8 protein-coding genes are annotated in these 12,630 nt (G+C 72.8%); all 8 read left to right on the top strand.

Going from position 1 to position 12,630, the window contains the following annotated elements; genetic code table 11:
* Positions 1-26 precede the first annotated feature (26 nt).
* The gene (gene rodA / locus HYQ63_RS14925) at positions 27-1,160 is read left to right on the top strand and encodes a rod shape-determining protein RodA (protein WP_257232605.1); all 1,134 of its coding nucleotides are present in this window, start codon (positions 27-29) and stop codon (positions 1,158-1,160) included.
* Between the two features lie 50 nt (positions 1,161-1,210).
* Positions 1,211-2,794: a CYTH and CHAD domain-containing protein gene (locus tag HYQ63_RS14920; protein ID WP_179934267.1), complete on the top strand. Its 1,584-nt coding sequence runs from the start codon at positions 1,211-1,213 to the stop codon at positions 2,792-2,794.
* Positions 2,795-2,866: 72 nt separating this feature from the next.
* The gene (locus HYQ63_RS14915) at positions 2,867-4,792 is read left to right on the top strand and encodes a TIGR03960 family B12-binding radical SAM protein (RefSeq protein ID WP_179934266.1); all 1,926 of its coding nucleotides are present in this window, start codon (positions 2,867-2,869) and stop codon (positions 4,790-4,792) included.
* Between the two features lie 189 nt (positions 4,793-4,981).
* The gene (locus HYQ63_RS14910) at positions 4,982-5,761 is read left to right on the top strand and encodes a TIGR03936 family radical SAM-associated protein (protein WP_179934265.1); all 780 of its coding nucleotides are present in this window, start codon (positions 4,982-4,984) and stop codon (positions 5,759-5,761) included.
* A gap of 223 nt (positions 5,762-5,984) precedes the next feature.
* Complete coding sequence (locus tag HYQ63_RS14905) at positions 5,985-10,100, top strand: Rne/Rng family ribonuclease (protein WP_257231859.1); 4,116 nt, start codon at positions 5,985-5,987, stop codon at positions 10,098-10,100.
* A 251-nt stretch (positions 10,101-10,351) separates the two neighbouring features.
* Positions 10,352-10,672, top strand: coding sequence for a 50S ribosomal protein L21 (rplU, locus tag HYQ63_RS14900; protein ID WP_009717947.1), 321 nt, complete (start codon positions 10,352-10,354; stop codon positions 10,670-10,672).
* A 14-nt stretch (positions 10,673-10,686) separates the two neighbouring features.
* Complete coding sequence (gene rpmA / locus HYQ63_RS14895) at positions 10,687-10,944, top strand: 50S ribosomal protein L27 (RefSeq protein ID WP_123101452.1); 258 nt, start codon at positions 10,687-10,689, stop codon at positions 10,942-10,944.
* A gap of 147 nt (positions 10,945-11,091) precedes the next feature.
* Positions 11,092-12,525: a GTPase ObgE gene (gene obgE / locus HYQ63_RS14890; RefSeq protein WP_179934264.1), complete on the top strand. Its 1,434-nt coding sequence runs from the start codon at positions 11,092-11,094 to the stop codon at positions 12,523-12,525.
* The last annotated feature ends 105 nt before the right edge of the window (positions 12,526-12,630 follow it).

Raw genomic sequence — 12,630 nt, 5'->3', positions numbered from 1 at the left:
CCGAGCGCGGCACCTGGCGCAAGCTCATGGCGCGCGACTCGCTGCTGCGCCGCCTGGACTGGGTGCTGCTGCTCACCTGCCTCGCGCTGTCCGCGATCGGCACGGTGCTGGTGTACTCGGCGACCCGTAACCGCACCGAGCTGAACCAGGGCGATCCGTACTACTTCCTGGTCCGGCACGCCCTGAACACCGGCATCGGGCTGCTGCTCGCGATCGGCACCGTCTGGCTCGGCCACCGCACCCTGCGCGGCGCGGTGCCGGTGCTGTACGGGCTGTCCGTCATCCTCGTCCTCGCCGTCCTCACCCCTCTGGGCTCGACCATCAACGGCGCGCACGCGTGGATCGTGATCGGTGCCGGGTTCTCCCTCCAGCCCGGCGAGTTCGCCAAGATCACGATCATCCTGGGCATGGCGATGCTGCTGGCCGCGCGCGTCGACGCGGGCGACCGTCTCAGTCCCGACCACCGCACCGTCGTCCAGGCGCTCGGCCTGGCCGCGCTGCCCATCGCCATCGTGATGCTGATGCCGGACCTCGGCTCGGTGATGGTCATGGCGGTGATCGTGCTCGCGGTGCTCCTGTCCTCCGGCGCGTCCAACCGCTGGATCGCCGGGCTGATCACCACCGCGGTGATCGGCGCGCTGCTGATCTGGCAGCTGCACGTCCTCGACCAGTACCAGATCGACCGCTTCGCCGCCTTCGCCAACCCCGCCCTCGATCCGGCGGGCGTCGGCTACAACACCAACCAGGCGCGCATCGCCATCGGCTCGGGCGGGCTCACCGGCAAGGGGCTCTTCCACGGCACCCAGACCACCGGCCAGTTCGTGCCCGAGCAGCAGACGGACTTCGTCTTCACGGTCGCGGGGGAGGAGCTGGGCTTCCTCGGCGCGGGCCTGATCATCGTGCTGCTGGGCGTCGTCCTGTGGCGCGCCTGCCGGATCGCCCGGGGCACCACCGAGCTGTACGGGACGGTCGTCGCGGCCGGGATCATCGCCTGGTTCGCGTTCCAGTCGTTCGAGAACATCGGGATGACGCTGGGCATCATGCCGGTGGCCGGTCTGCCGCTGCCGTTCGTCTCGTACGGCGGTTCGTCGATGTTCGCCGTATGGATCGGGATCGGGCTGCTCCAGTCCATCAAGGTGCAACGACCCGTATCGGCCTGACCCGCTCTAGGGGCCTCCCGTCGAAGGCGCCGGGCGACTACATTCAGGCCATGGTGGACATGATGCGGGAGATCGAACGCAAGTACGAGACCACCGATGGTGACGCCGCGACCGGCGGCCTGCCCGAGCTGGCCGGGGTCGCCGGAATCGCGCAGGTGAGGGACCGGGGCGCCGTCACCCTCGACGCCACGTACTACGACACCCCCGGGCAGCGGCTCGCCGCCGACGGCATCACCCTCCGCCGCCGCACCGGGGGCGACGACGCCGGCTGGCACCTCAAGCTGCCGGTCGGCCCGGACGTACGGGACGAGATCCGCGCCCCGCTCTCGGACGCGCTGCCCGCGCACCTCGCGGGCCTCGTACGCTCCCGCACCCGCGGCACCGGCCTCGTGCCCCTCGTCCACCTGCTGTCGGAGCGGAACGTCCGGCACCTCGTGGACGGCGACGGCACGCTGCTCGCCGAGCTGTCCGCCGACACGGTCACCGCGCGCCGACTGGCCCCGGCCCCCAGTGACCCGGTGAGCTGGACCGAGGTCGAGGTGGAGCTGGCCGAGGGCGGCGACCCCGCGCTGCTCGACACCCTGGAGCCGCATCTGACGGACGCCGGGCTGCGCCGTGCCGACCTCCCCTCCAAGCTCGCCCGCGCCCTGGCCGAAACCGGCCCGCGCGAGGGCGGACCGAAGAAGGGCGGTCGGAAGCCCGGCAAGAAGAAGGCCGGAAAGAAAGCCGCAGGGAAGAAGAAGGCCGAGGCCACCGCCGGTGACATCGTCCTGGATTACGTACGCCGCCAGATCACCGCGATCGTCACCCTCGACCCCGCCGTGCGCCTGGACACCCACGACTCCGTGCACCGCATGCGGGTCGCCACCCGTCGGCTGCGCAGCGCCTTCCGCTCGTACCGCAAGGTCCTGGACCGCGCCGTCACCGACCCCATCGGCGCCGAGCTGAAGTGGCTGGCCGCGGAGCTGGGCATCGACCGGGACCGCGAAGTGCTCACCGCGCGCATCGGCGAACGGCTCGCCGAGGTGCCCGTCGAACTGCGGCTCGGCCCCGTCGCCGCCCGGCTGGAGATCTGGTCGCACGCCCGCCGCACCGGTTCCCGCGACCGGCTGATCGGCGTCCTCGACGGCGAGCGCTATCTCGCGCTGCTCGACACCCTCGACGCCCTCCTGGCCGACCCGCCGCTGCGCCAGGCCGCCGCCCGCCCGGCCGCCGAGGTGATCCGCAAGGCCGTGCTGCGCGACTACGAACGCCTCGCGGACCGCCTGGAGCCGGTCCTGGACGCCCCCTCGGGACCCGAGCGCGACGTCGTCCTGCACGAGGCCCGCAAGGACGCCAAGCGCGCCCGCTACGCCGCCGAGGTCGCCCGCCCGGCGCTCGGCGCGCCCGCGAAGGCGTTCTCGGGGCTCATGACCGAGGTGCAGGAGCTGCTCGGCGACCACCAGGACAGCGTGGTCGCGCGGGAGGCGCTGCGCGAGCTGGCCGTCCAGGCGCACGCGGCGGGGGAGTCCACCTTCACCGTCGGCCTGCTCTACGGCCGCGAGGAGGCCCTCGCGGCCGCCCGCGAGCGCGAACTGCCGGGTCTGTGGGCCGAGGTCTCCCGCCGGGAGCACCGCTCGGCGCTGGAGAGCTGACCGCGTGGCGATCCGGCCCGGACGGGACCGGTACGCTTGAGGGTCACCCCTGTCCGCGCACGAAGGTTACTGATGTCTGTCGAGTCGGTCTTCCCACAGCTTGAGGCCCTGCTCCCCCATGTGCAGAAGCCGATCCAGTACGTGGGCGGCGAGCTCAACTCCACGGTCAAGCCGTGGGACTCCTGCGATGTCCGCTGGGCGCTCATGTACCCGGACGCCTACGAGGTGGGGCTGCCCAACCAGGGCGTCATGATCCTCTACGAGGTGCTCAACGAGCGCGAGGGCGTGCTCGCCGAGCGTACGTACAGCGTCTGGCCGGACCTCGAGGAGCTGATGCGCGAGCACGAGGTGCCGCAGTTCACCGTGGACGCGCACCGCCCGGTGTCCGCCTTCGACGTCTTCGGCGTCTCCTTCTCGACCGAGCTGGGCTACACCAACCTGCTCACCGCGCTCGACCTCGCCGGTATCCCGCTGGACGCCGCCGACCGCACCGTGGACCACCCGGTCGTGGTCGCGGGCGGCCACGCCGCGTTCAACCCGGAGCCGATCGCGGACTTCATCGACTGCGCGGTGATCGGCGACGGCGAGCAGGCCGTCCTGGAGATGACCGAGATCATCCGCGCCTGGAAGGCCGAGGGCCGTCCGGGCGGCCGCGACGAGCTGCTCTTCCGCCTCGCCCGCACCGGCAGCATCTACGTGCCGAAGTTCTACGACGTGGAGTACCTGGCCGACGGCCGGATCTCCCGCGTCGTGCCGAACCGCTCGGGCGTGCCGTGGCGCGTCTCCAAGCACACCGTCATGGACCTCGACGAGTGGCCGTACCCGAAGCAGCCGCTCGTGCCGCTCGCCGAGACCGTGCACGAGCGGATGTCGGTGGAGATCTTCCGCGGCTGTACCCGCGGCTGCCGCTTCTGCCAGGCGGGCATGATCACCCGCCCGGTGCGCGAGCGCTCCATCACGGGCATCGGCGAGATGGTCGACAAGGGCCTCAAGAACACCGGTTTCGAGGAGGTCGGCCTGCTGTCGCTCTCCTCCGCCGACCACACCGAGATCGGCGACATCGCCAAGGGCCTCGCCGACCGGTACGAGGAAGACAAGATCGGCCTGTCCCTCCCGTCGACCCGGGTGGACGCCTTCAACATCGACCTGGCCAACGAGCTGACCCGCAACGGCCGCCGCTCGGGCCTCACCTTCGCCCCCGAGGGCGGCTCCGAGCGCATCCGTAAGGTCATCAACAAGATGGTCTCGGAAGAGGACCTCATCCGTACGGTGTCCACCGCGTACGGCAACGGCTGGCGGCAGGTGAAGCTCTACTTCATGTGCGGTCTGCCGACCGAGACCGACGAGGACGTGCTCCAGATCGCCGAGATGGCGACCAAGGTGATCGCCAAGGGCCGTGAGGTGTCCGGCAAGAACGACATCCGCTGCACCGTCTCGATCGGCGGGTTCGTCCCCAAGCCGCACACCCCGTTCCAGTGGGCGCCGCAGCTCAGCGCCGAGGACACCGACGCCCGGCTGGAGAAGCTGCGCGAGCGGATTCGCGGCGACAAGAAGTACGGCCGCTCGATCGGCTTCCGCTACCACGATGGCAAGCCCGGCATCGTCGAGGGCCTGCTGTCGCGCGGCGACCGCCGGGTGGGCGCGGTCATCCGCGCCGTCTACGAGGACGGCGGCCGCTTCGACGGCTGGCGCGAGCACTTCTCCTACGACCGGTGGATGGAGTGCGCCGAGCGCACCCTGCCCGACTTCGGGCTGGACGTCGACTGGTACACCACCCGCGAGCGCACCTACGAGGAGGTCCTGCCCTGGGACCACCTCGACTCCGGTCTCGACAAGGACTGGCTGTGGGAGGACTGGCAGGACTCGCTCGACGAGACCGAGGTCGAGGACTGCCGCTGGACCCCGTGCTTCGACTGCGGCGTCTGCCCGCAGATGGACACGTCCATCCAGATCGGTCCCACCGGCCGCAAACTGCTGCCGCTGTCGGTCGTGAAGTGAGGGAGTGCCTCCCGGATCATGCCTGATCCGGGAGGCACCCCACCCCCTGGCCCTCGGGCAACCGGCCGGTCACAAAGTACGCTGGAAGGCGCACGGGCCCCACAGGCCCGTGCGCCGACAAGCGAAGAAGCACAAGGAGACAGACCCCTGGGCAAGCGACAGCCCGAAGGCCCGCCGCCCGCACCCGCGGTGCAGCGCATCCGTTTGCGTTACACCAAGCGCGGCCGCCTCCGGTTCACCAGCCACCGCGACTTCCAGCGCGCCTTCGAGCGGGCGCTGCGCCGCGCCGAGGTGCCCATGGCGTACTCGGCGGGCTTCACCCCGCACCCGAAGGTGTCGTACGCCAATGCCGCACCCACCGGCACCGGCAGTGAGGCCGAGTACCTGGAGATCCAGCTCACCGAGGCGCGGGACCCCGAGACGCTGCGGACGCTGCTCAACGAGTCGCTGCCCGCCGGGCTCGACATCACCGACGCCGTCGAGGCCCGCACCTCCGGACTCGCCGACCGGCTCCAGGCGTCCGTGTGGGAGATCCGGCTCGACCGGGTCGCCCCGGCGGAGGCCGAACGGGCCGTTGCGGCCTTCCTGGAGGCCGAGACCGTCGAGGTCGAGCGCCGGACGAAAAACGGCATGCGCACCTTCGACGCCCGCGCCGCGGTGGCCCGCCTGGAAGCGTCCGCAGGTCGGGGCGATAGGCCAGGCGACGGTGGCTGTGCGATACTGCGGCTGGTAGTACGGCATCTGACACCTGCCGTGCGACCCGACGACGTCCTGTCCGGTCTCCGCGCTACGGCCGACCTGGCGCCGCCGGTCCCCGCAGCGGTGACCAGGCTGGCGCAGGGGCTGCTCGATGAGGAGTCCGGCACGGTGACCGACCCGCTCGCGCCCGATCGCGAGGCAGTTCAGGCCGCCCCACCCACGGCCGCCGAGCTGACCGCCGCGATGGCGGCGCCGGAAGGTTCCGCGTAAGGACCGCCGTCGATGCGCCGCCCAGGCACTTGGGAGCCACCCGGGTCCGGCAGGCGCACTGACCAGGAGACTTTCGCCGGTCCCGGCCCCGAAAACCGGCCCGGCGAGCGATACGACAGCTCCCGTGCGGCGCCCGCGCCCCGGACGGCGGAACCCGCGCAGCGCGCGGGGCCCGGCCGGAAGCAGGCGCGGCGCCCGGGAGCGTGACGGGAGAACCGCCCGCATGCTCGAGCCCATTGAGCCGACCGAACCTATCCAGCCCCAGGCACAAGCCGCGCCGCGCGCCGTCGGCGCCGGGGATTCCACCTCGCCCAGCGACACCCTGCCGCCGCGCCGCCGCCGTGCGGCCTCCCGCCCCGCCGGTCCGCCGGTGGGTGCCGCGAGTGACGCCGAGGTGACCACGCCCGCCGTCCCGGCCATACCGGCCGAGTCGATCGCCGCCGGTGCCGCCGTGGCCGCCGCGGAGGCGTCCGCCGCCTCCACCGCCTCCGACGGTGACACCGTTTCCGCCGCTCCGCCCGCCCGTGCGCGCCGCCGGGCGACGCGCAGGACCGCCGCCCCGGCGGGTGCGCCGGAGGTCGCGGAGACCGTGGTTCCGGCGGAGGCCGCCCAGCGCACCGCCGCCGAGCCGGACGAGCCCGCCGAGGCTCCGGCCGCCGCGCCGGAGCCCGCCGCCGAGCCCGCTCCGCCCGCCCGTACGCGCCGCCGGGCCACCCGGAAGGCGACCGCCCCGGCCGGGGCGCCGCAGGCCGCCGAGACGGTGGTGGAGGAGCCCGCCGCCGCGGAACCGACCGAGGCCGCGGCCGCCGAGACCGAGGCCGCCGCCGAGCCCGCCCCGCCGGCCCGTGCGCGCCGCCGGGCCACGCGCAAGACCGCCGCTCCGGAGGGCGCCCCGCAGACGGAGCCCGCCGATGTGGACGCGTCGTCTACGGCGGCCGCTGGTGGCAGTGGCGACGAGGACACCGCCCCAGCCGCAGTCGCAGCCGACGCCCCGGCCGACGAGGCGCCCCGTGCCCGTACGCGCCGCCGGGCCGCCCGTAAGGCGACCGCCCCGGCCGGTGCGCCGGACGCCGTCGCCGACGAGCCGAGCGCCGAGGAGACCGCTCCCGCCGAGCCCGCGGCCGTCGAGGCCGAGGCCTCCGCGGAGGCCCCCGCCGAGGCCGCTCCGGCGCCGCGTGCCCGCCGCCGCGCGACCCGTAAGGCGACCGCCGCCGCGGCCGAGGCCGCCGCAGAGGACGCGACCCCCGAAGCCCCCGCCGCGGAGGAGGGCGCCGAGGAGGCGCCGCGCGCCCGTACCCGCCGCCGCGCCACGCGCAAGACGGCCGCCGCCGAGGAGCAGCCCGAGCCGCAGGCCGCCGCCGAGACCGCGGAGGCCGCCGAGCCCGAGGCCGAGCAGGAGCCCGCGCCGCGTGGCGGTCGCCGCCGGGCCGTGCGCCCGCCGACGGCGGTCTTCCAGGCGCCGGTCTTCACCGAGCCGGTCTTCCAGACCCCGGAGAGCGCCGCCGCCGAGGCCGCCGCCGCCCTGGAAGAGGCCGACGAGACCGAAGAGGCCGAGGAGCAGGAGAAGCCGGTGGCGGCCCCCGCCGCGGGCAGCCGCCGCCGTCGGCGCCGCCGCGGCGAGCCCGCCGAGGAGCAGCGCCCGGTGGAGGCCGAGGAGCCGGCCGCTGCCGCCGAGGACGCCGAGCAGGACGGCCGCCAGGCCGACCGCGAGCAGGGCGACGAGGAGTCGGGCGACCGCCCGGCCCGCCGCCGTCGCCGTGGCGGCCGTCGCCGCCGCCGGGGCGAGGCCGCCGACGCCGAGGGCGCCGAGGGCCGTTCCGAGGGCGAGGACGGCGCGGCCTACGAGGACGAGGCGCAGTCCGAGGGCGAGACCGGCGAGGAGCCGGGCGCCGAGGAGGAGACCGCCGAGGCCGGTGAGCCCGGCGGTGGCAGCTCCAGCAGCAGCCGTCGCCGTCGCCGTCGCCGCCGTCGCAGCGGGGACTCCGCCGAGGCGGAGTCGGGCGGTGACGACCCGGAGCGCACGGTCGTCAAGGTCCGGGAGCCGCGGGAGCGGCGTGCGAAGGACTCCGAGTCCAGCTCCGACGAGGTGCAGTCGATCAAGGGCTCGACGCGACTGGAGGCGAAGAAGCAGCGTCGCCGCGAGGGCCGCGAGCAGGGCCGCCGCCGGGTGCCGATCATCACCGAGGCCGAGTTCCTGGCCCGCCGCGAGGCGGTCGAGCGGGTGATGGTCGTCCGGCAGAACGGCGAGCGCACCCAGATCGGCGTGCTGGAGGACAACGTCCTCGTCGAGCACTTCGTCAACAAGGAGCAGGCCACCAGCTACGTCGGCAACGTCTACCTGGGCAAGGTCCAGAACGTGCTGCCGTCGATGGAGGCCGCCTTCGTCGACATCGGCAAGGGCCGCAACGCCGTGCTGTACGCGGGCGAGGTCAACTTCGAGGCGCTGGGGCTGTCCAACGGGCCGCGCCGCATCGAGACCGCCCTGAAGTCCGGGCAGTCCGTGCTCGTCCAGGTCACCAAGGACCCGATCGGCCACAAGGGCGCCCGGCTGACCAGCCAGGTCTCCCTGCCCGGCCGCTACCTGGTGTACGTGCCCGAGGGCTCCATGACGGGCATCAGCCGCAAGCTGCCCGACACCGAGCGCGCCCGGCTGAAGCAGATCCTCAAGAAGATCGTCCCCGAGGACGCGGGCGTGATCGTCCGCACCGCCGCGGAGGGCGCGAGCGAGGACGAGCTGGCCCGCGACGTCCAGCGGCTCCAGGCGCAGTGGGAAGAGATCAAGAAGAAGGCGAAGAGCGGCAACGCGCCGACGCTGCTCTACGGTGAGCCGGACATGACCGTCCGGGTCGTCCGCGACATCTTCAACGAGGACTTCTCCAAGGTCATCGTGAGCGGCGAGGACGCCTGGCAGACCATCCACGGCTATGTCTCGCACGTCGCGCCCGACCTCGTCGACCGGCTCCAGAAGTGGAACTCGGACGTCGACGTCTTCGCCACGTACCGGATCGACGAGCAGCTGATGAAGGCGCTGGACCGCAAGGTCTGGCTGCCCAGCGGCGGCTCCCTGGTGATCGACCGGACCGAGGCGATGGTCGTGGTCGACGTCAACACCGGCAAGTTCACCGGCCAGGGCGGCAACCTGGAGGAGACGGTCACCAGGAACAACCTGGAGGCGGCCGAGGAGATCGTGCGCCAGCTGCGGCTGCGCGACCTCGGCGGCATCATCGTGATCGACTTCATCGACATGGTGCTGGAGTCCAACCGGGACCTGGTGCTGCGGCGGCTGCTGGAGTGCCTGGGCCGGGACCGTACGAAGCACCAGGTGGCAGAGGTCACCTCGCTCGGCCTGGTGCAGATGACCCGTAAGCGGGTCGGCCAGGGCCTGCTGGAGTCGTTCTCCGAGTCCTGCGTCCACTGCAACGGCCGCGGCGTGATCGTCCACATGGACCAGCCGACGGTGGCCGGCGGCGGTGGCGGCGGCAAGCGCAAGAAGAAGAAGTCCGGCGGCCAGCAGGCGCCCGCGCCGGAGGAGACCACCGTGGTCGAGGCCGAGACGGTCGTCGAGGCCGCCGAGGAGATCGCGGCGGAGGTCGCGGAGCCGAAGGCGCTGCCTGAGCCGGTCTTCGCGGCCGACGAGGAGCTGTACAGTAGCGCCGCCGAGGCCGAGGCCGCCGCGGGCCGTGGGCGTACCCGGCGCCGGGCGACCCGCAAGGTGTCCGCCCCGGCGGGCGCCCCGAAGAGCGCCGAGCAGCCGGAGGCCGTGGTGGTCGTGGCGGACGAGCCGAAGCCGGAGGCGCCCGCCGAGGCGCCCGAGGCCGCCGCTCCCGCCGAAGCCGCTCCCGCCCCCGAGCCGGAGGCGGCGGCCGAGCCGGAGGCCGCTCCCGCGCCGCGTGCGCGCCGCCGGGCGACCCGTAAGGTGTCCGCCCCGGCGGGCTCGCCCACGGGCTCCGAGGACGCCGCCGTGGTGGTCGTCGGCGCTTCCGCCGGGGAGCCGAAGCCGGAGACGGCCGAGTCGGCGGCGTCCGCCGACGGTGAGGTCGCGGCGGAGGACAAGGCCGACGGGGAGGCCGCGGCCGACGGCGAGGCCAAGGCACCGGCGAAGAAGACGGCCCGTAAGACGGCCGCCAAGAAGGCGCCCGCGAAGAAGACGGCCGCCAAGAAGACCGCCGCGAAGAAGACCGCGTCCAAGACGACCGCGTCGCAGACGACCGCGGCCAAGAAGACGACCGCGAAGAAGACGACGGCGAAGAAGACGACCGCCAAGAAGACGGCGTCGAAGAAGACCGCGGCGGCGGAGCAGCAGACGCCGCAGTCGGTCTCGGCCGCCGCCGACGACTGAGCGGGACGCAGCGGCGACGGAGGGCACCTACGCACGTGCGTAGGTGCCCTCCGGGCTCTGGTAACCTTGACCCTCGGCGTCTTACGCCAAGCCCCTGAGCACATCCCTCCCGTCCGCGGGAGAGGCCGCTCGGCCGATGCTGAATCGCATGGTGCATCGCATCGAATCACTCGGTTGTCATGACCTTCGTGGGGTCATGTGGAGCGGCTGGCATCAGAGGTCCCGTTTACTAGCGAGAGAGTGAGAACCGCGTGTACGCAATTGTGCGCACCGGCGGCCGCCAGCAGAAGGTAGCCGTGGGCGATGTCATCGAGGTCGACCGCATTGGAACCAGCAAGGTCGGCGACACCGTCGAGCTCTCGACTCTGCTCGTTGTCGACGGCGATGCCGTCACCAGCGACCCGTGGGTCCTGGCCGGTGTGAAGGTTCACGCCGAGGTCGTCGACCACCACAAGGGTGCCAAGATCGACATCCTGAAGTACAAGAACAAGACCGGTTACCGTAAGCGGATCGGCCACCGCCAGCTGCACACCGCGCTGAAGATCACCGGCATCGACTCGGCTGCGAAGTAAGGGACTGAGGAGACATGGCACACAAGAAGGGCGCATCGTCCACTCGGAACGGTCGCGACTCCAACGCCCAGCGGCTCGGGGTCAAGCGCTTCGGCGGCCAGGCCGTCAACGCGGGTGAGATCCTGGTCCGCCAGCGCGGCACGCACTTCCACCCGGGCGCGGGCGTCGGCCGCGGCGGCGACGACACGCTGTTCGCGCTGGCCGCCGGTGCCGTGCAGTTCGGCACCCACCGTGGCCGCAAGGTCGTGAACATCGTTCCGGTCGCCGAGTAATCTCGGCCCCGGCACGACGCCACACACCTTTCCGAGGGCGGACCGCTCTTTCCCGTGACGGGGAAGCGGGTCCGCCCTCGGCGCGTTACGCAGGTTACGCACGTAACGACGACACACCGACCCCGTACGTATCTGGAGGCACCCGTCATGACCACCTTCGTGGACCGCGTCGAGCTGCACGTCGCCGCGGGTAACGGAGGCCACGGCTGCGCCTCCGTGCACCGCGAGAAGTTCAAGCCGCTCGGCGGCCCGGACGGCGGTAACGGTGGCCGGGGTGGCGATGTGATCCTGGTCGTCGACCAGTCGGTCACCACGCTGCTCGAGTACCACCACAGCCCGCACCGCAAGGCCACCAACGGCAAGCCCGGCGAGGGCGGCCACCGCTCCGGCAAGGACGGCAGCGACCTGGTCCTGCCGGTCCCGGACGGCACCGTCGTCCTCGACAAGCGGGGCAACGTGCTCGCCGACCTGATCGGCGAGGGCACCACCTACATCGCCGCCCAGGGCGGCCGCGGCGGCCTCGGCAACGCGGCCCTCGCCTCGGCCCGCCGCAAGGCGCCCGGCTTCGCGCTGCTGGGCGAGCCCGGCCACGCCGGGGACGTCGTCCTGGAGCTGAAGACCGTCGCGGACGTGGCCCTCGTCGGCTACCCCAGCGCCGGCAAGTCGTCGCTGATCTCGGTGCTCTCGGCCGCCAAGCCGAAGATCGCCGACTACCCCTTCACCACCCTGGTGCCCAACCTCGGCGTGGTGACGGCCGGTTCGACCGTCTACACCATCGCGGACGTGCCCGGCCTGATCCCGGGCGCCAGCCAGGGCAAGGGCCTCGGCCTGGAGTTCCTGCGCCACGTCGAGCGCTGCTCGGTGCTGGTGCACGTCCTGGACACCGCGGCCCTGGAGTCCGAGCGCGACCCGCTGACCGATCTCGACGTCATCGAGGCCGAACTCGCCGAGTACGGCGGTCTGGAGGACCGGCCCCGGCTCGTCGTCCTCAACAAGGTCGACATCCCCGACGGCAAGGACCTCGCCGACATCATCCGCCCGGACCTGGAGGCCCGCGGCTACCAGGTCTTCGAGGCGTCGGCCATCGCCCATCTCGGCCTCAAGGAGCTGTCGTTCGCCCTCGCGGACATCGTCGGGAAGGCGCGCGCGGCCAAGCCGAAGGAGGAGGCGACCAGGATCGTCATCCGCCCGAAGGCCGTGGACGACGCGGGCTTCAAGGTCGTCGCCGAGGACGGTTTCTACCGCGTCGTGGGCGAGAAGCCCGAACGCTGGGTCCACCAGACCGACTTCAACAACGACGAGGCCGTCGGCTATCTCGCCGACCGGCTGAACCGCCTCGGCGTCGAGGAGGAGCTGGTGAAGGCGGGCGCCCGCGCGGGCGACGAGGTCGTCATCGGCCCCGAGGACAACGCGGTCGTCTTCGACTGGGAGCCGACGCTGGCGGCGGGCGCCGAGATGCTGGGCCGCCGCGGTGAGGACCACCGCTTCGAGGCCCCCCGCCCGGCGGCGCAGCGGCGCCGCGACCGGGACGCGGAGCGGGACGGCGCGGACGAGGAGTACGAGTCGTTCAAGCCGTTCTAGGTCTTCTGGGCTCGTGACGGGCCGGGCAAGCCCCCGTCACGAGCCCTGGCGGCCCCTCTCGGCCGCGACGGACCTGCCGCACGGCAAAGGGCCCGGGAGCGATGC

The sequence above is a fragment of the Streptomyces sp. Rer75 genome (assembly GCF_013414305.1).
GTDB lineage: Bacteria > Actinomycetota > Actinomycetes > Streptomycetales > Streptomycetaceae > Streptomyces > Streptomyces himastatinicus.
Note: the sequence above shows the minus strand (reverse complement) of the source record. Positions and strands in the feature narration are given on the sequence as shown.